The following is a 17160-nucleotide window of genomic DNA, read 5'->3' as shown; positions in this document are numbered from 1 at the left end:
CGTTTCCCCTTCAAGACTTTTCGTTGCCGGTTGTATATTTAATAAGATCAGTATTTATGAGCGAGTCAAATGAAATTTTCTGGCACTGAGCCACGCGTTACGCGTACGCGAGGCAATTTCCTGGGTTAGCGCTAACGCTTGATTGGGACGCGGGTCCAGACTGAGACGGTCGGAGAGATCTGAGGTGCCCTCCCGGGGTGGGGTCCGGTTATCCCATCTCTTCACAAGGGCATCCACAAGATGTTGTGGTCAGCGTTCGGTTACACCTCGACTCTTGACGGAATCAGGTGATTCGCTCTTAATGATTTCCGATGTTGCGGCGGCGACTGGACCGGAGGTAACGAGCCCGGTTCTCAAAAAAATCCGAGGGATTTAACGGCTGGGATTGCTCGGCCGAGCGATGGCTTGCGTCTCGCGGTTGGCCCGTAAGATACAATCTGTACTGCTAAAAATAAGCTGTTAACACTATATTTAGTGTTTGCAGCACACCTTGCCTCGGGTTAACGAATGGTAAACAATGTAATGTTGAGGACTCGGAAGTGCAGATATACTGTGACGAAAGCGGAGGTTTCGACGAGGATAAACACTCCCTCATTCTCTCTGCCGTGCGTATCTCTGCGCACGATGCCGGCCGCATGATGAAGAAGTTTCGAAAGGCCATCGGTGCGAAGGACGAGGTTAAGGGCGGCCTTCTGGACGATGCACAACGAGGAAAGTTTTTCGACATGCTTGGCGAGGAAGAGCACTTTTCGGCTGTGGTCACATGCCACAAGTCTAGCTCACTTGGCTCGGTTGTTTCGAACGTCCATCCAGAGTGTTCGGTTCTCGAGCAAATGGTGATTGAGGCTTGTATGCCTCTGATGGTCTCCGGCACTCAGGCTCGCATCATTGCAGATGGCGGAAGGTATTCCAGACAAGTCTACGACCAAATAGCAGCCAAGATTGCAGCGACGATTGGGAAATTCAACGCCGCACCAGCTATCGACTTTGTTCGCAGTGACATCACGGCAGGCGTACAGATTGCTGACATCATTGCAAACACCATCTACAAGGCAACGCGTGATCACCACGCCAATGTTGCCGAAACTTCGATATGCTCGGATCTGATTAGAGGCGGCAGGCTGCTTGTGTTTTCGGCTAAGCTGGATGTTTTGAAGCCTCGATGGCTTGCTACAGGATAAATTAAAAGGGCTGCCAAAAGGCAGCCCTAAATAGTAGCGTCGACGTTGTAGCGTAAATCCACATCGAGTAACTAACGGTGCCGGTTGGCCCCTCCTGATGGGCGTTACAGCGCGCTCCTCTCACGAGGAAACTTTCCCTGACGCGGTTAGAATATGGTGGAGTCTGACGACATCGTCAAATTCATTTTACATTTTTTGCGTTCGAATTTTCGTCATGAATAATTCATTGCGAATTTCAAAACGCTTTATTTTGGTTCTTTCCCCTCCCGTAGACCGTGGAATAGGCAAAGCCCGTGGAAACCGCGTCACGTGCCCTGGCCCTGGCCATTCCCGACCGGGTGTTCCTGTAGGTAGGTAGTCATCAAGCCAGCCCTCGATGGCAACCCGCCAGTAGTAAGTGAACGCAAATAGAACAAGCTGCACGTATTTTGCACGTATTTTTCGCGCAATTCGCGTTCTGTTCTGCAATTTCGACGTGGTTCACGCAACCGGTGAGGGCGATTGCCCTTCCGTATCGCACTGATTTCTTTGAGGAAAACTGGTGCTGCCGAGTGGGATTGAACCACCGACCTCACCCTTACCAAGGGTGTGCTCTACCACTGAGCTACGGCAGCAGGACCAGACGCGTGAAGCGAAAACGCTCAACTCGCGTGAACGGGGCGGCTATTGCCACAGGTTCGGCAGGAGTGCAAGCCGCAAATTCCAACTTCTCTGGGAATAACGTTCGCAGCACTTTTGGAATGACGCGAATTCGGTTACTTCTGGGACATGAACGAAGAGACTGAAAAGGCCCGGCAGAGCCGGAAAGCGGCCATGGAAGCCCAAGCGGCATTGCGCCGCGAACGGGCTGCCGAAAAGCTGAGAGAAAATCTTTCAAGACGCAAACAGCAGGTGCGTGCTCGCCGGTCCGGCCAGGCGGACGAGACGGATGGCTTGCCGGCGGCAAAGCCTGCTGCCGCAAAAATGGACGAATCGTAATGTTCGGTCCGCGACGAATTGAAGCGTGCGGGGATTTGCTCTAAAGACCCCCACTTCTTGCCTTGCCCCCACAGGCAAAACTTTTGAGGAAAGGCGGGCCTCGCCCGTAAGTGCACATGGATCGTATCAGAATTGTCGGCGGTAATGAGCTCAATGGCATCATTCCGATTTCCGGCGCCAAGAATGCCGCGCTGCCGCTGATGATCGCCTCGCTTTTGACGAGCGATACGTTGACGCTGGAAAACGTGCCCCACCTCGCCGATGTCGAATTGCTGATGCGCATCCTCGGCAATCACGGCGTCGATGTGGCCGTCAACGGCCGCCGGGAGCGTCAGGAAGATTCCTACGCCCGCACGATCCATTTCACATGCCGCACTATCGTAGACACCACCGCGCCCTATGAGCTGGTCTCAAAGATGCGTGCCTCCTTCTGGGTCATCGGTCCGCTGCTCGCCCGCGAGGGCCATTGCCGCGTTTCCCTGCCAGGCGGCTGCGCCATCGGCACGCGTCCGGTCGATCTCTTCATCGATGGCCTGACTGCGCTCGGCGCGACCATGGAGATCGATGGCGGTTATATCAACGCCAAAGCACCGCAGGGCGGCCTCATCGGCACGCATTATACTTTCCCGAAAGTATCTGTTGGCGCGACGCATGTGCTGATGATGGCGGCAACACTTGCCCGCGGCACGACCGTGATCGGCAACGCCGCACGCGAGCCCGAAGTCGTCGACCTCGCCAACTGCCTGAACGCCATGGGCGCCAAGGTTTCCGGCGCCGGCACCCCGACCATTACCATCGAAGGCGTCACCTCGCTCTCGGGCGCGCGCCATCGCGTCCTGCCTGACCGCATCGAGACCGGCACCTATGCCATGGCCGTCGCCATGGCCGGCGGCGATGTCGTACTCGAAAATACCGATATTGCCCTACTGGAAACGGCGCTGGAAACGCTGCGGCGCGCCGGCGCGGAGATTTCGTCGACCAACAATGGCATGCGCATCAAGCGTAACGGCGCCGGCATCCAGCCGGTCGATATCGTCACGGATCCCTTCCCAGGTTTCCCGACCGACCTGCAGGCGCAGTTCATGGCGCTGATGACCCGCTCTTCCGGTATCTCGCATGTCACGGAAACCATCTTCGAAAACCGCTTCATGCATGTGCAGGAGCTTGCCCGCCTTGGCGCGAAGATCTCTCTGTCGGGCCAGACGGCCAAGATCGAGGGTGTCCAGAGGCTGAAGGGCGCGCCTGTCATGGCGACCGATCTTCGCGCTTCCGTTTCCCTCGTCATCGCCGGCCTTGCCGCCGAAGGCGAAACCACGGTGTCCCGCGTTTATCACCTCGATCGCGGCTTTGAGCGGCTGGAAGAAAAGCTGACCCGCTGCGGCGCCATCGTCGAACGCGTCAGCGAATAAGAAAAGGGCGCATATGCGCCCTTTATCCTGGTTGCGTATTTGGCCGTCGCGCCTTATTTCCGTTGTCTGACAGATCGCCGCCGTTGCGGTTGAAAGACACGGGATAGAGGCTGGATGACCGACCTGAAGCTTGTTGCGCTCGATGCCGAGGACCTTGCGGTCATTTCCGCACATGTGCAGGACAGCGTTTTCAAGGTGGCCGATATCGACTGGTCGCCGCGCGACAAGCAATTTGCGCTCGCCGCCAACCGTTTCGTCTGGGAAGAGGCGGCCCGCAAGCGCAAGGGTTTCGAACGACGCCGCGCTGCCCTCGTTTTCAAGCGTGTGCTTTCCGTCCGCTCGATCGGCATCGATCGTTCGCGGCGTGACGATGTGCTGTCGCTGCTCGCTTTGCGTTTCGAGCAGAAGGGCGAGGGACCAGAAGGCACGCTCGAGCTTTCGCTCTCGGGCACGGCCTCGATCGTCCTCGATGTCGAATGCATCGAAATGCAGCTTGCCGATATCGGCGGCGCCTGGGAAGCAGGCGCCAAACCGCGCCACCCCGGCACCTGAGCGCAACAGTTTCGAGTAAAGAAGGAATTCCAGCCTTGGCAATCTGGCTCAATCAGGTATCCGACGGTTTCGAGCAGCGCTTCGCGGTCTTTCTGACCACCAAGCGCGAGGTCTCCGAGGACGTCAACGCCGTCGTGCGCGCCATCATCGATGATGTGCGGGCCCGCGGTGACGTCGCGCTTGCCGAATATTCGAAGAAGTTCGACAGCATCGATTACGCCACCGTACCGATGCGCGTCAGCGATGAGGAAATCGAAAACGCCGTAGAGGTCGTGCCTTCGGAAGTGCTCGGCGCGCTGAAGGTCGCGGCTCTCCGCATCGAATCCCACCATCGTCGTCAGCTTCCAAAGGACGATATCTACGAAGACAATATGGGCGTCGGTCTCGGTTCACGCTGGACGGCGATCGAAGCTGTTGGTCTCTACGTACCGGGCGGCACGGCGAGCTATCCGAGCTCGGTCCTGATGAACGCCGTACCGGCGAAAGTAGCTGGCGTCGAGCGCATCGTCATCGCCGTGCCTGCAACCGGTGGCTCCGTCAATCCGGCGGTGCTGGCCGCCGCGAAGCTTGCCGGCGTGAGTGAAATCTACCGCGTCGGCGGTGCGCAGGCGATTGCCGCCCTTGCCTATGGCACGGAGACGATTGCGCCGGTTGCCAAGATTACCGGCCCCGGCAATGCCTATGTCGCAGCCGCCAAGCGCCAGGTCTTCGGTACAGTCGGTATCGACATGATCGCCGGCCCTTCCGAAGTGCTCGTCATTGCCGACAAGGGCAATAATCCCGATTGGGTCGCCGCCGATCTGCTTGCCCAGGCCGAGCATGACGAAAGCTCGCAGGCGATCCTGATCACCGACGATGAGGAATTCGGCAAAGCGGTGGAAGCAGCCGTTGAGCGGCAGTTGAAGACGCTGAACCGCGCGGAAACCGCAGCGGCAAGCTGGCGCGATTTCGGCGCGATCATCCTCGTCTCCGATCTCAAGCATGCCATCCCGCTCGCAAACCGTATCGCCGCCGAGCATCTGGAACTTGCCGTCGCCAACCCCGATGCCTTCGTGGACAAGATCCGCAATGCCGGCGCGATCTTCATCGGCGCCCATACGCCCGAAGTGATCGGCGATTACGTCGGCGGCTCCAATCACGTGTTGCCGACGGCGCGTTCGGCCCGCTTCTCTTCCGGCCTTTCGGTTCTCGATTTCGTCAAGCGTACCTCGATCCTGCGGCTCGGCCCGCAGCAGCTCCGTGATCTTGGCCCGGCAGCGATCGCGCTTGCCGTTTCCGAAGGCCTCGATGCCCATGCGCGATCGGTCGCGATCCGCCTGAACCTCGAAAGGTGAGGGAATGGTGAAGGGCGACTTCCGGCTCTGCGACGTTGTCCTTGACGATACGATCGGCCGTTCGACTCCTGATGTCGAGCATGAGCGGGCGGTCGCGATCTTCGACCTGATCGAAGAGAATTCCTTCACACCATCAGGCCATGCCGGCGGTCCGTACCGGCTGAATATTTCGCTTGTCGATTCCAAGCTGGTCTTTTCCATCACCACGGAAAAGGGCGATGATGTCGCAACTCATATCCTGTCACTGACGCCCTTTCGCCGGATCGTGAAAGACTATTTCATGATCTGCGAGAGCTATTACGAGGCGATCCGCTCGGCCTCACCGAGCCGCATCGAGGCGATCGACATGGGCCGACGCGGCATTCATAATGAAGGATCGCAGACCCTGAAGGACCGTCTCTCTGGCAAGATCGATGTCGATTTCGACACCGCGCGGCGTCTCTTCACGCTGGTCTGCGTACTCTATTGGCGCGGATGACGGCGATGGAGCCGCACGTCGAAACGGAGGACGGAAAGCGGCCGGGCGCCATCCTTTTCATGTGCGGCCTGAATGTCATCCGCTCGCCGATGGCGGAAGCAATCGCCCGTAGCATTCTGCCTGCCAATACCTATATAAAGTCAGCCGGCGTTCGCGCCGGCGAACGCGATCCTTTCGTCGATGTCGTGCTGGAAGAAATTGGGCTGTCGCTCGGCCGTCGCCAGCCGCAGACGCTGGAGGAGCTTGAGGACGATTATTTCGACCTCATCATCACGCTCTCACCGCAGGCCCATCACGCAGCACTCGAGCTGACCCGCTCAAGCGCCGTTGACGTGGTCTATTGGCCGACCATGGATCCGACGGTCGCGACCGGCACGCGCGAGCAGATATTGGACAGCTATCGCGAGGTTCGCGATCACCTCGCCGGCCTTATCGAAAGCCGGCTACTCAAGAGAAAAGGCATTGCCGCGCAATCGGCGTGAAACAAAAGTCAGAAAGCCCGATCTACGAGGTTCACAAATCCCCGTTGATTGTGTAGTTTCCGCGCAAATTTTCAGGCGCCTTGCGCCTTTTACCCAACACACAGGAAGAAAACCCTTATATGCCGAAAGAAGAAGTCCTCGAATTCCCGGGCATCGTGACCGAACTTCTGCCGAATGCGACATTCCGCGTGAAGCTCGAAAACGAGCATGAAATCATTGCCCACACCGCCGGCCGCATGCGCAAGAACCGCATCCGCGTTCTCGCCGGCGACAAGGTTCTGGTCGAAATGACGCCCTACGACCTGACGAAGGGCCGCATCACCTACCGCTTCAAGTAAGCTTGGTCTGCGAAGCTCCCCCGAGCTTCCGCTCCCGCCTGCCGATGGTCGAGGTTCCATGGCGCTGAAATACAAGCTCATTCTGGCCTCGGGCTCGCCCCGCCGCGTCGATCTGCTCAATCAGGCCGGCATCGAGCCCTCGCGCCTGTTGCCGATGGATATTGACGAGACGCCGAAGAAATCGGAGCATCCGCGCTCGCTCGCCCGTCGCCTCTCCGGCGAAAAGGCGGAGGCGGCACTTGCCGTCATCAAGGGCGACATCACCTGGAAGGGCAGCTATATCCTGTCCGCCGATACGGTGGTCGCCGTCGGTCGCCGCATTCTCGGCAAGGCGGAATTTGCCGATGAAGCCTCAAACTCGCTGCACCTGCTCTCCGGGCGCAACCACGTTGTCTATACCGGCATCTGCCTGATCACGCCTGACCGCAAGGTGCGACAGAAGATTGTCGAGACCAAGGTGCGCTTCAAGCGCCTGTCAAGCTTCGAGATCGAAAACTACATTGCCTCGGGCCAATGGCGCGGTAAGGCCGGTGCCTACGGTATCCAGGGGCTGGCAGGCACCTTCGTGCAGAAAATGGTGGGTTCCTACACCAATGTCGTGGGACTGCCGCTTTATGAAACCATTCTGCTTCTGACCGGCGAAGGCTTCGATGTCCACAGCCGTTGGCCCGAGGGCTGATCTCCCGCTGGAGCATGTCGCGCAAAAGTGTCCAGCGGTTTTGCGATAACGACATGCGTGCAATAAAAAACTAGAGCGCCGCGCGTCCATTCGGACGCACAAAGGACGCTCTACCTTGTTGAATCTACACATCAGGCTTTCCGAAAATCGGAACGATTTTCGGGCCGCTGCTGTAGGAGGAAACCATGTCTGATAAGACGAAGACCGACGGCAAGGTCGAGCCGCTGCGCAAGACGCGCCCCTGCCCGGAATGCGGCAAACCGTCGAACCGCGAACACTATCCCTTCTGTTCCAACCGCTGCCGCGAAGTGGACCTGTCGCGCTGGCTGACGGGCTCCTACGCCATACCCGTGGCCGATGACGAGACGAAGGCGGATTATCCCGACGAGGAAAACTAGAGCGATTCCAGCAACGTTCTACGGGCTTTCCACAGCGAAGCCCTTATTTTTCCTCGCAAATCACCAAAATCTGCGGGACCGTCAAAAAACTATCATTTGATGCTTGCCATGGGCGAACAAGATGCTATAACCCCGCTCGCTTCCGGGGCGAACCAAGGCCCTGACATTCTCAAGCAGGATGTTTCCTAAGAAGCGTGGCTAGCCCAGGTAGCTCAGTTGGTAGAGCAGCGGATTGAAAATCCGCGTGTCACTGGTTCGATTCCGGTCCTGGGCACCATTCAATCTCTGAAGCATTTTGATCTAAATAAATATGGCATTGTAGGGTGCGCTGTATCCACCTTTGTGCGCTCAGTAGGCACGATTCCGTGAGTGGCTACGCCTTCTGAGGCTCGTCATCATGCAGGAACCAAATATTGATCCCCGGAGGAGAAAGTGTCTTCCAACTGGTTGCGGTCTAACTTGTCTTGGATTGTGCGTGCCATAAGTTGAACCCTGCGCCATCTTCACCTCCTTCGCATAATCCTAACTAACCTTCGGACCTTAGTCCGTTTCGGATGGACGTATTTCTGCGCATGATCCGAAATTGGATCGCAACAATGGGGAGGAATACTGTGATCTACGAAAAGCGGAATGTTGCCGACAGCCCGAAAGAACGGACGCTCTTCGAAAAGGAAGCGGCCGATGCCCTCAACAAGCACTACCGGCGTCCGATCGCTATCTGGTTTTCTTGGCAGCCAGGCCGGAAGCCCAACACCATCGATCTGCGGGCTACCCCCCAGATGCTAGCTCAAGCTGAGAGCCGAGGTCCAAGAGGGATTCCGTGATCTGAGAAGCCGCGCCGAACGGACTACGGGATGATGCTTATCGCAGTCTCCCGACACACTCTGCGTTAAGGTTCGATGGCCGCTTCGGCTCTTGTCGGCTGCGACGCCCACACCGTATCACTCAAACGGGAATGTCGTGCGGCTCTTCAACCGGCCGGAATTCCGGCTGACGAGAGAATGGCGAAGGTCCGAGGTCGAAGCTTGAGAACCAGCCCGGTGGTCCATATTTTGTTTCGTCGCTCGAATCCGGTGGTGGAAACAGTCCCGCAAACTTCGCGTAGGATATCATCACGCCAAAAAACAGCGTGAGGACGAGCGCGACTTTCTTGGCTCGGGAGACATCATCTTTTTGCATTTGTTTGCCTGCTCACAACGACATCGAACCAGTTGGTACGAAAATCGTGTCAGGAAATTGTCGAAACGAATATGTGATCGCAGCCGGGCCTCTTGGCCGTTGCATTCTGTTGGAATGTCGCCGGAATTTTCTCTCCAGTATGTGATGGACGGAACCTCTCGCGACCATTTCCGTTTATGGCCCATGGCCCGTCAAACATTCTGGAAAGGTTATCTCAAGCTCTCGCTTGTCACCGCGTCCGTTTCACTGACGCCAGCGACGACGGAGTCGAGCAAGGTGCGGTTTCATGTATTGAACCGCGCAACGACAAACCGCGTCGAAAGCCGCTATGTCGATAGCGTCACACACAAGCCCGTTGCCGAGAGGGATCAGATGAAAGGCTATCCGCGTGGCGAGGACGACTATGTTCTGCTCGAGGATGAGGAGATCGAGGAGGTAGGGCTGGAAAGCACCCGCACAATCGACATCGATACTTTTGTGCCGCGCGGGTCGATCGACTGGATCTGGTACGACAAGCCGCATTTCCTGGCGCCGGAAGACAAGGTCGGCATTGAGGCCTTCTGCGTGATCCGCGAGGCGATGAAAGCCAACGATGTCGTCGGCATCGCCCGGCTGGTGCTCTACCGGCGAGAGCGCGCCGTGCTCCTGGAACCGCAGGGCAAGGGTATCATTCTCTGGACGCTGCGTTATGGAGACGAGGTGCGCGAACCGGCCGCCGAACTCGATATGAAGGCGAAGATCGATAGCGAGTTGCTGACCTTGATGAAAAAGCTGGTCAAGGAAGAGACGAAGGAATGGAGCCCTTCGATGGTGCAGGATCCGGTTCAGAAACGGCTGAAGGCGTTGATCCGCAGCAAGGAAAAGAACCTCAAGAAGGCTGTCCCGGCTCGCAAGCCTGCGCCGGTCAAATCGACGGGCAATGTCATCAATATCATGGACGCGCTGAAGAAGAGCCTGGACGCAGAAGGCGGCCGCGGGAAGTCGCGGTAGCCTCAAGTGATCTCCCTTCCGCACAAGGGGAGAGACTTTCGATCAATGCATAACCAGAGCTCTATCGCTTCCGCTTTTGCAGCGGCTTGGCAGCCGCAAAGAACCCATCCCAGGGATCTTTGCTAAGCGCATCGAGCCGCGCTGGCGTATTATCGACGGTGAAATAGGCAGGGCCGATTTCGGTGGTCAGTTCACTCCATTCCAGCGGCATGGAAACGGCTGCGCCCGGGCGAGCGCGCGCGGAATAGGCGGCAACAGCGGTATTGCCGCGGCCGTTCCGGAGATAGTCGATGAAGATCTTGCCGCTGCGCTTCGCTTTGGTTGCGGTTGCAAGATAGCGCTCGGGATCATCTTGCGACATGCTGTCTGCCAGCCATTTGGCAAAACCCTTCACGTCCTCCCAACCGGCCTTCGGTTCAAGCGGCGTCACCACATGCAAGCCTTTGCCGCCGGATGTCTTGACAAAGGCTGCAAGGCCTTCACCTTCGATGCGCTCCTTCAATTCGTAAGCCGCCGCTATCACATTTTCCCATGGCACATCCTCGCCGGGATCGAGGTCCATGGTGACCATGTCGGGTTTTTCCCAATTATTCGTCGTCGTGCCCCAGGGATGGATTTCCAGCACGGCCGATTGCACCAGCGCCACGAGACCGTCGAAATCGGTAATGCGCAGCAGCTTCTCGCCACCCTTGTCCTTGGGGTCGGTAATTTCGTCGATATGGTCGTTCATGCCTTTCCAGGCATGTTTTTGGAAAAAGCGCTGATGGCCGGAAATCCCATCGGGCAGGCGCAGCAGCGCTAGCGGCCGGTTGACGACATAGGGCGCCATCAGGCGCCATACCTGCGCATAATAATTGGCGAGGCCTTCCTTGGTGACGCCCTCGTCCGGCCAGTAGATGCGGTCGGGATGAGTGAGCTGCACTGCCGATTTCGGCAGGTTTTTCGCGGTCGTCTGTTCCATCTCGCGCACAACGTCCTTTGCCGGCTTGTCCTCTCGCAATCCGCGGAAGGCCGCGTGGCGCAGATTACCATCCGCCGACCATGCGCGGAACTCCACTTCGGCAACGAGTTGCGGCTTGACGTAATGCAGGCCGCGCCGCTCCTCGGCGGTCAGCTTGTCGTCGAAGGAATTCTGCTTCATCTCCATCGCCGAGAGCCGCTCGTAAAGCATCTGCGCCGTCGCGACCGTGTAACCAGTGCCGACGCGGCCGACATGCTTCAGCGCGCCATCCTCGTAATAACCCATGGCGAGCGAGCCGATGGCATTCTTCATCGCGCTCGAGGGCACGTAGCCGCCGATGACGAATTCCTGCCGATGCGAGCATTTCGACTTGATCCATTCACCGTTGCGGCCGGAAATATATTTGCTGTCGCGCTGCTTGGAGACGACGCCTTCGAGGCTGAGCCGGCAGGCGTGATTCAGCACCAGCCCGCCATTCTCGTTGAAATGCGTGCTGTAACGCAGCTTGCCGGCATCTTTCGGGACTACCGTCTCCAGCAGATGTTTGCGTTCGAGGAGACTTGCATTGAGCAGGCTGTAGCCGTCGAGATAGAGCAGGTCGAAAGCATAGAAGACGAAGCGGTCGCAACGACCTTCGCTGAGGTCATGCTGCAGGGCGGAGAAGTCAGATGCGCCGGTATCGCGCTCGACGACGAGCTCACCATCGATGACGGCCGTTTCAATCGGCAAGGATGCAAAGGCATCGACAAGGTCCTTGCCGAATTTCTCCGTCCAGTCGAGGCCGCCGCGCGTCAGCATCGTCACGCGCCCGTTCTTGATCTTCACCTGCAGCCGGTAGCCGTCGAACTTGATCTCATGGATCCAGCGCTCACCGGCCGGTGGCTTCGGCTTCAGCTTGGCGAGCGCGAGCTCGATGAAGTCGGGTATATCGGCTTTTTTCGCGCCCTTCGGCCAATCCCGCTCTTGCGGGGACTTTGCCTTTCTGGCCGGCGCCTTGACCTTTGTGGCAACAGCCTTGCCACCCTCCGGTCTGGAGTGCCAGGTGGCGTTGGGATTCTTCGCCACCTCTTCGAGTCGCCGACCGGTTTTGGCGGATTCGGGGCGCTCTTCGAGGATATCGGCTTCATCCTCACGGCGGGCTTCCTCGTCGTCGCCCTTGATGAGCAGCCAGTTCTCGCGCTTCTCGCCGGGTTTTCCATGCATGCGCACCAGATGCCAGCGCCCCTTCAGCTTCTCGCCATCGAGTTCGAATTCCATATGCCCTTTGCGATAGGCCTTGTGCGGATCACCTGTTGGCGTCCAGCTGCCGCGATCCCAGACGATGACCGTGCCGCCGCCATACTGGCCCTTTGGAATGATGCCTTCGAAATCGCCATAAGAGAGGGGATGATCTTCGACATGAACGGCCAGGCGCTTATCTTCGGGGTTGAGGCTCGGTCCCTTGGTGACGGCCCAGCTTTTCAGCACGCCATCCATCTCAAGGCGGAAATCATAGTGCAGGCGGGTGGCGTCATGCTTCTGGATGACGAAACTGTTGCCTGTCGTCCGGCCTTTCCGGCCGCGCGGCTCCGATGTGATGTTGAAATCGCGTTTGGCCTGATAGGTTTCGAGCGCCATGATCAGCTCGCTTTTCTGCTTGTTCTATCAGAGGTCTTGCGTGCGGCAGGCTTCTTCGCCGGCGCCTTGCCGCCCATTTTCGCACTTTGGCGCAGCGCCTCCATGAGATCGACTACCTTGCGCTCCGGCTCGCGCTTGTGTTTCGGCGGCGCGCGCCCTTCGATCTTGGCTTTCACCAGCTCGACGAGCGCAGCCTCGTAGCGGTCGTGATATTCACTCGGGTCGAAACGGCCCTCTTTGGTGCCGATGATATGGCCGGCGAGCTCCAGCATCTCCTTGTCGAACTTGATATCGGGAATGTCCTTGAAGACGGAGCTTGCCGAGCGCACTTCATAGTCGAAATTCAGCATGGTCGCGATGATGTGGTCGTCATGCGCGCGGACGAGCAATGTGCGGTTGCGGCGGAAGAGCACGGCTTCGGCAAGGGCTGCCACCTCGCTGTCAAGCATGCCTCTGGCAATCAATGCGAGGGCTTCCGCATCATGCTCGTCGACTGGTGCCAGATAGTAGGGGCGGTCGAAATAGAGCTTGTCGATCCCGTCGAAGGGAATGAATCCCTTCACGTCCAGCACCTTGTCGCTTTCGGGCATGATCTGCGAGATCTCATCACCTTCAATGAGGATGTAGTCGCCGCTCTCCATCCGATAGCCCTTGACCTGATCATCGCGCTCCACCGGCTTGCCGGTTTCGCTGTCGACGAACTGCCGCTCGACGCGATGGCCGGTCCTGCGGTTGACGATGTTGAAAGAGACGCGGTCGGAAGAGGAAACGGCCGTATAAAGGCCGACGGCGCAAACAAGGTTGCCGACCTTCAGATGGCCCTTCCAGCTTGCGCGTCCCGCCATCGCTTCCTCCGTCTAGAGCCTGCTGTTGCTTTTGTCGGTTTCGATCGGCTGGAATTTCCAGCCGCTTCCATCCGGCGCGGGATAGGCGAGCAGAGCATCGCCATTGCCGATTTTCTGGCGCGCGGCTGCGTTTCTTGCGCGATCCATCGCCTGTTCTGCCGTGGCGTAGGGCTCAGACAATGTGTCGCCGAGCTTGTAGGCCCAGCCATTGTCATGCGGAACGATCTGATAGGTGATGTTGGCCATGCGCTTTCCTCCTTGTCAGCCGTTCTGGTCATTCATTGCCGGGGCGAGCGGCTGCGCCGCTCGTCAAGCGCGATGATCTTTTCAAGCGATGCGATATCCTCGCTGGTGACGACAGGAACCGGATCGGCGGCGATCGCTTCCAGCACTTCCTTGGATACCGCACCGTTGCGGATTGCCCATTCCAGCGTCTCGCGTGTCTCCCGCTCGGCCCTGAGCTGGGCGTAGAGCGCGACAATCAGCCGGTCGCGAGCATCCATACTTTTGTGCTTGCGGTCGATGTGGCGGACACCGGGCATGGGGAAATCGTGCCTCTTCATGAGGTTGCTCCGGGAAAAACTGCTGAGAGGTAGAAAGGTTCCGTTCGGCAGCGCCCAGCGAAAATCAAATCACCGCATTGCGACTTTGAGCCGGAAACACTATCTGAAACCTATATTTGACAGAGGATTTCAAAATGGCCGATCTCAAGGCTCGCCCCCGTCCCACAGGTGCAAAAGCCGTTCTTGGTCGTACGGGTTTCCCGCATGTCACATCGGTCACCGGCGGTGAAATTGATATCGTCACCAGCCCATCACAGCCGGGCTTCAACCCGCTCGACCTGCTCTATTCCTCGCTTTCGGCCTGTCTCGTGCTGAGTGCCCGCATGGCGGCAAGCCAACTCGGCATCCTCGATAAGATCACCGAGATCACCGCTGATGTGACCGGCGAGAAGGCGACGGAAGGGCTGTCGCGCGTTGCCAAGTTCAACATCGCCTTCTCCATCAAGGGCGATATCGATGAGGAAACGCGCCACAAGATCGCACATATGGCCGAAGACGAGATCTGCACCGTCAGCAACACTATCAGGGGCACTCCGGAATTCGCAGCCACGATCTCCGGCTGATCAGGTCGCCGCAGATTTCTGCATGAAAATTATAGACAATGGGATCGGAGCATTGCATGGCCTTCGTGCTCCACTTATGCTCCGGCATCGATTGAAATGACGCCGGCTGAGATGCAGTTCCAGACAGAACCTTCGACCGAACAGAAATCCCGGCGGCGGCTCGTTGCCATTGTCGGTGGCGGCCTTTCCGGGACCGGTGTCGCCTATCATTTGCTGAAGCTTACCGGCAACGATGCGCCGGATATCGTGGTCTTCGAGCCGCGCCCCATGCTGGGCCGCGGCCTTGCCTACGACACCGCCGATCCGGCGCACCGCATCAATGTGCCGGCCGCCAAGATGAGCCTGCAGCCGGATGATGTGGAAGAGTTCCAGCGCTGGATCGAGGCGAACCATGCCGTGCGCGACGATCCCGAAGCTGCGCGCGAGAACGGTCAGCTTTTCCCGCGCCGACGCGTGTTCGGCGATTATGTCGGCTCGCTTCTGAAGCCCTTCCTCAAGTCGGGCGCAATCACTCATCGCCGCGCCACAGTGACTGCCATCCGTCGCGAGCGCGATGGCTGGGTGATCCTCGACGATAAGGGCGGGCTGACGGAAGCCGATATCGTTGCCATCGCCACCAGTCATCCGCCGCCGGTCGCACCGGGCAGGCTTGCCGCTATTCTTTCAAGCCACCCTCGTTTCGTTGCCGATACCACGAAACCAGGCTCCCTTGAGGTCGTGCGGCCGCAGGACAGAGTCCTCGTCATCGGCAACGGGCTGACGGCGGCAGACGTGATCGCCTCGCTTGCGCGCAACGGCCATGAAGGTCCTGTTGTGGCGATTTCTCGCCGCGGCCTGCGCTCTCGCGGCCATGCTGCCGCTCCGCAGGAACCCTTCGGCGATTTCATCACTGATCCCGCATCCTCGGCAGTCGCGCTGTTGCGTAAGATCCGGCTGACCATTCGCCAGGCAGCCGGGCAGGGCTTGAGCTGGCATGCCGTCATCGATCAGGTGCGCTCCCAGGGGCACGATCTCTGGCGCGCTTTGCCGGTCGCCGAACGGCGTCGCATCGTCCGGCATCTCAGGTCCTACTGGGATGTTCACCGTTTCCGCATCGCCCCGCAGGTGGAGGCGGTGCTCGATTCAGCAATCGAAACCGGCCGGCTGGAAGTGCTTGCGGCATCCGTCGCCGATGCCAAGGTCGAGGGTGAAACGATCCGCGTCACCCTGCAGCCGCGGCATGCCCGCGAAAGATTGGAGCGGACATTCGATGCCGTCATCGTCACGACCGGTCCCGCACATGGTGGCATTTTGCAGACGCAGCCTTGGCTCGCGGAACTCGAGCGCGAAGGCTATCTTGTCCTTGATCCGACCGGTCTCGGACTTGCTTGCTCCGAACGTTCCGAAGCGCTCGGAGTGGATGGTATGGCAATTCCCTCGTTGCTCATTTCCGGTCCGCTTGCACGTGGAACCTTCGGTGAATTGATGGGATTGCCGCAGATCACCGAACATACGGTCTTCGTTGCCCGCGAGATTACAGACAAGCTGCAGGCCGCGGCCTCGAGATAATTGGCGACTTATTTCTGATCGATCTGTCGTTCTCTGACTGTCATCGAGGCGCGACTCCTGATAATCGCTGCTTCAGTCGTGGCTTGCGAGATCAGCCGCGCAGAGAGCATCGAGATCATGTCGCAGGCCGCTTCCTCCGTTTCCGAAACTCCATCCTCCAGCCGCCTCCCGCTAGTCGCCCTTATTGTCGGCGGCGCGGCGATCGGCGGATCGCCGATCTTCGTGCGACTTTCCGAGGTTGGGCCGATGGCAACGGCTTTTTGGCGTGTGGCGCTGGCGCTGATCCCGATCTTCATCTTCTCGCTTTTGCAGAAGGATACTGGCCCCAAGCCAAGGAGCCTTGCCGATTATGGTATGCTCATCCTGCCGGGCGCCGTGTTGGCGCTTGATCTGTCGGCCTGGCATCTGTCGATCACCATGACCTCGGTTGCCAATGCGACACTGCTCGCAAACCTTGCGCCGGTTTTCGTGACCGCCATCGGCTTTCTGTTCTTCGGCGCCAGGGTCACCCGGGTCTTCCTGCTCGGCCTCGTCCTGGCATTGGCCGGCGTGGTCGTGCTAAAGGGCGGACCTGCTGCCTTTGGAAATGGCGACCTGCGCGGCGATGGCGTCGCCATGATCGCAGCCGTCTTCTACGCCTGCTATATCCTGGCGATCGGCGCGTTGCGCAGCCGTTTCAATACGATCCGCATCATGCTGTGGAGCACAGCCTCTGCCGCAGTCGGCGTCTTCCCGCTTGCGTTCTTCTTCGAAGGCCACATGCTGCCGGTAAGCTTTTACGGCTGGTCAGTGGTCTTCGGCCTTGCCTTCGTCAGCCATGCGGGCGGGCAGGTGGCGATCGCTTATGCGCTTGCCTATCTGCCGGCAGCCTTCTCCTCGCTGACCCTGCTTCTCCAGCCGGTCGTTGCGGCCATCCTCGCCTGGGCTCTGCTCAACGAATCGATCACGGCAATGCAGGCCTTGGGCGGCCTGATCGTTCTTGCCGGCATCATGATCGCAAGGCGAGGATAATTCCGCTTAAAGGAAGCTTGACCATTGGCTGCTAGACCTGTCCGGGAGTTCGGA

At 58.7% G+C, this 17160-nt stretch carries 20 protein-coding genes and 2 tRNA genes; 16 read left to right on the top strand and 6 right to left on the bottom strand.

Annotated features, from left to right (window positions below; translation table 11 throughout):
- Positions 1–539 precede the first annotated feature (539 nt).
- Complete coding sequence (locus H4W29_RS06490) at positions 540–1181, top strand: DUF3800 domain-containing protein (RefSeq protein ID WP_192728195.1); 642 nt, start codon at positions 540–542, stop codon at positions 1179–1181.
- Positions 1182–1720: 539 nt separating this feature from the next.
- On the opposite strand, the gene H4W29_RS06485 is transcribed toward H4W29_RS06490, so the two are convergent.
- Positions 1721–1795, bottom strand: a tRNA-Thr gene (locus tag H4W29_RS06485).
- A 154-nt stretch (positions 1796–1949) separates the two neighbouring features.
- On the opposite strand from H4W29_RS06485, the gene H4W29_RS06480 reads away from it, so the two are divergent.
- The 11 genes from H4W29_RS06480 (at position 1950) to H4W29_RS06430 (ending at position 8653) form a co-directional block, all read left to right on the top strand.
- Positions 1950–2159, top strand: a complete 210-nt coding sequence (locus H4W29_RS06480; RefSeq protein ID WP_192728194.1) for a hypothetical protein — start codon at positions 1950–1952, stop codon at positions 2157–2159.
- Between the two features lie 116 nt (positions 2160–2275).
- A complete protein-coding gene (gene murA, locus H4W29_RS06475; protein WP_192728193.1) occupies positions 2276–3568 on the top strand; it encodes a UDP-N-acetylglucosamine 1-carboxyvinyltransferase in 1293 nt (430 codons plus the stop codon).
- A 114-nt stretch (positions 3569–3682) separates the two neighbouring features.
- Positions 3683–4120, top strand: coding sequence for a DUF2948 family protein (locus tag H4W29_RS06470; protein WP_192728192.1), 438 nt, complete (start codon positions 3683–3685; stop codon positions 4118–4120).
- Positions 4121–4155: 35 nt separating this feature from the next.
- On the top strand, positions 4156–5454 hold the full coding sequence (gene hisD, locus H4W29_RS06465) for a histidinol dehydrogenase (protein ID WP_192728191.1): 1299 nt from the start codon (positions 4156–4158) through the stop codon (positions 5452–5454).
- Between the two features lie 4 nt (positions 5455–5458).
- A complete protein-coding gene (locus H4W29_RS06460; RefSeq protein ID WP_192728190.1) occupies positions 5459–5932 on the top strand; it encodes a UPF0262 family protein in 474 nt (157 codons plus the stop codon).
- On the top strand, positions 5929–6414 hold the full coding sequence (locus H4W29_RS06455; RefSeq protein WP_192728189.1) for an arsenate-mycothiol transferase ArsC: 486 nt from the start codon (positions 5929–5931) through the stop codon (positions 6412–6414). The genes H4W29_RS06460 and H4W29_RS06455 overlap by 4 nt, the downstream gene beginning before the upstream one ends.
- 119 nt (positions 6415–6533) lie before the next feature.
- Positions 6534–6752 (top strand): translation initiation factor IF-1, encoded by a 219-nt coding sequence (gene infA / locus H4W29_RS06450; RefSeq protein WP_003545338.1) that lies wholly within the window; start codon positions 6534–6536, stop codon positions 6750–6752.
- A gap of 58 nt (positions 6753–6810) precedes the next feature.
- Positions 6811–7431, top strand: a complete 621-nt coding sequence (locus H4W29_RS06445) for a Maf-like protein (RefSeq protein WP_192728188.1) — start codon at positions 6811–6813, stop codon at positions 7429–7431.
- 185 nt (positions 7432–7616) lie between these two features.
- Complete coding sequence (yacG, locus tag H4W29_RS06440) at positions 7617–7829, top strand: DNA gyrase inhibitor YacG (RefSeq protein WP_192728187.1); 213 nt, start codon at positions 7617–7619, stop codon at positions 7827–7829.
- Between the two features lie 201 nt (positions 7830–8030).
- Positions 8031–8106 (top strand) — tRNA-Phe (locus H4W29_RS06435).
- A 334-nt stretch (positions 8107–8440) separates the two neighbouring features.
- Positions 8441–8653 carry a hypothetical protein gene (locus tag H4W29_RS06430; protein WP_192728186.1) on the top strand — a complete coding sequence of 71 codons (213 nt, stop codon included), beginning with the start codon at positions 8441–8443 and terminating at the stop codon, positions 8651–8653.
- 121 nt (positions 8654–8774) lie between these two features.
- Here the strand turns inward: H4W29_RS06430 and H4W29_RS06425 are convergent, their stop codons facing one another.
- Complete coding sequence (locus H4W29_RS06425; protein ID WP_192728185.1) at positions 8775–9008, bottom strand: hypothetical protein; 234 nt, start codon at positions 9006–9008, stop codon at positions 8775–8777.
- Between the two features lie 183 nt (positions 9009–9191).
- Here H4W29_RS06425 and ku (H4W29_RS06420) point away from each other — a divergent pair, with 183 nt between their 5' ends.
- A complete protein-coding gene (gene ku / locus H4W29_RS06420; RefSeq protein WP_192728184.1) occupies positions 9192–9998 on the top strand; it encodes a non-homologous end joining protein Ku in 807 nt (268 codons plus the stop codon).
- A 61-nt stretch (positions 9999–10059) separates the two neighbouring features.
- On the opposite strand, the gene ligD is transcribed toward ku (H4W29_RS06420), so the two are convergent.
- The 4 genes from ligD to H4W29_RS06400 are packed head-to-tail and all read right to left on the bottom strand — an operon-like array spanning position 10060 to position 13963.
- Positions 10060–12576: a DNA ligase D gene (ligD, locus tag H4W29_RS06415; protein WP_192728183.1), complete on the bottom strand. Its 2517-nt coding sequence runs from the start codon at positions 12574–12576 to the stop codon at positions 10060–10062.
- A gap of 2 nt (positions 12577–12578) precedes the next feature.
- Positions 12579–13421, bottom strand: a complete 843-nt coding sequence (gene ku / locus H4W29_RS06410; protein ID WP_192728182.1) for a non-homologous end joining protein Ku — start codon at positions 13419–13421, stop codon at positions 12579–12581.
- 12 nt (positions 13422–13433) lie between these two features.
- Positions 13434–13667 carry a DUF2188 domain-containing protein gene (locus H4W29_RS06405; protein ID WP_192728181.1) on the bottom strand — a complete coding sequence of 78 codons (234 nt, stop codon included), beginning with the start codon at positions 13665–13667 and terminating at the stop codon, positions 13434–13436.
- A gap of 32 nt (positions 13668–13699) precedes the next feature.
- On the bottom strand, positions 13700–13963 hold the full coding sequence (locus tag H4W29_RS06400; RefSeq protein ID WP_192730681.1) for a hypothetical protein: 264 nt from the start codon (positions 13961–13963) through the stop codon (positions 13700–13702).
- A 155-nt stretch (positions 13964–14118) separates the two neighbouring features.
- On the opposite strand from H4W29_RS06400, the gene H4W29_RS06395 reads away from it, so the two are divergent.
- The 3 genes from H4W29_RS06395 (at position 14119) to H4W29_RS06385 (ending at position 17106) form a co-directional block, all read left to right on the top strand.
- Positions 14119–14547, top strand: coding sequence for an OsmC family protein (locus H4W29_RS06395; protein WP_192728180.1), 429 nt, complete (start codon positions 14119–14121; stop codon positions 14545–14547).
- Positions 14548–14643: 96 nt separating this feature from the next.
- Positions 14644–16095, top strand: a complete 1452-nt coding sequence (locus H4W29_RS06390; RefSeq protein ID WP_192728179.1) for an FAD/NAD(P)-binding protein — start codon at positions 14644–14646, stop codon at positions 16093–16095.
- Positions 16096–16212: 117 nt separating this feature from the next.
- A complete protein-coding gene (locus H4W29_RS06385) occupies positions 16213–17106 on the top strand; it encodes a DMT family transporter (protein ID WP_192728178.1) in 894 nt (297 codons plus the stop codon).
- The last annotated feature ends 54 nt before the right edge of the window (positions 17107–17160 follow it).

Origin of the sequence: Rhizobium viscosum (assembly GCF_014873945.1) — a bacterium.
Classification (GTDB): domain Bacteria; phylum Pseudomonadota; class Alphaproteobacteria; order Rhizobiales; family Rhizobiaceae; genus Rhizobium; species Rhizobium viscosum.
Note: the sequence above shows the minus strand (reverse complement) of the source record. Positions and strands in the feature narration are given on the sequence as shown.

Excerpts from the sequence above, each read along its gene's own strand:
- H4W29_RS06470 (WP_192728192.1), top strand. The coding sequence starts at position 3,683 with ATGACCGACCTGAAGCTTGTTGCGCTCGATGCCGAGGACCTTGCGGTC.
- H4W29_RS06445 (WP_192728188.1), top strand. The coding sequence starts at position 6,811 with ATGGCGCTGAAATACAAGCTCATTCTGGCCTCGGGCTCGCCCCGCCGC.
- ku (WP_192728184.1), top strand. The coding sequence starts at position 9,192 with ATGGCCCGTCAAACATTCTGGAAAGGTTATCTCAAGCTCTCGCTTGTC.
- H4W29_RS06425 (WP_192728185.1), bottom strand. The coding sequence starts at position 9,008 with ATGCAAAAAGATGATGTCTCCCGAGCCAAGAAAGTCGCGCTCGTCCTC.
- H4W29_RS06480 (WP_192728194.1), top strand. The coding sequence starts at position 1,950 with ATGAACGAAGAGACTGAAAAGGCCCGGCAGAGCCGGAAAGCGGCCATG.
- murA (WP_192728193.1), top strand. The coding sequence starts at position 2,276 with ATGGATCGTATCAGAATTGTCGGCGGTAATGAGCTCAATGGCATCATT.
- H4W29_RS06455 (WP_192728189.1), top strand. The coding sequence starts at position 5,929 with ATGACGGCGATGGAGCCGCACGTCGAAACGGAGGACGGAAAGCGGCCG.
- H4W29_RS06400 (WP_192730681.1), bottom strand. The coding sequence starts at position 13,963 with ATGCCCGGTGTCCGCCACATCGACCGCAAGCACAAAAGTATGGATGCT.
- H4W29_RS06390 (WP_192728179.1), top strand. The coding sequence starts at position 14,644 with ATGACGCCGGCTGAGATGCAGTTCCAGACAGAACCTTCGACCGAACAG.
- H4W29_RS06395 (WP_192728180.1), top strand. The coding sequence starts at position 14,119 with ATGGCCGATCTCAAGGCTCGCCCCCGTCCCACAGGTGCAAAAGCCGTT.
- H4W29_RS06405 (WP_192728181.1), bottom strand. The coding sequence starts at position 13,667 with ATGGCCAACATCACCTATCAGATCGTTCCGCATGACAATGGCTGGGCC.
- infA (WP_003545338.1), top strand. The coding sequence starts at position 6,534 with ATGCCGAAAGAAGAAGTCCTCGAATTCCCGGGCATCGTGACCGAACTT.
- yacG (WP_192728187.1), top strand. The coding sequence starts at position 7,617 with ATGTCTGATAAGACGAAGACCGACGGCAAGGTCGAGCCGCTGCGCAAG.
- ligD (WP_192728183.1), bottom strand. The coding sequence starts at position 12,576 with ATGGCGCTCGAAACCTATCAGGCCAAACGCGATTTCAACATCACATCG.
- H4W29_RS06460 (WP_192728190.1), top strand. The coding sequence starts at position 5,459 with ATGGTGAAGGGCGACTTCCGGCTCTGCGACGTTGTCCTTGACGATACG.
- H4W29_RS06385 (WP_192728178.1), top strand. The coding sequence starts at position 16,213 with ATGTCGCAGGCCGCTTCCTCCGTTTCCGAAACTCCATCCTCCAGCCGC.
- ku (WP_192728182.1), bottom strand. The coding sequence starts at position 13,421 with ATGGCGGGACGCGCAAGCTGGAAGGGCCATCTGAAGGTCGGCAACCTT.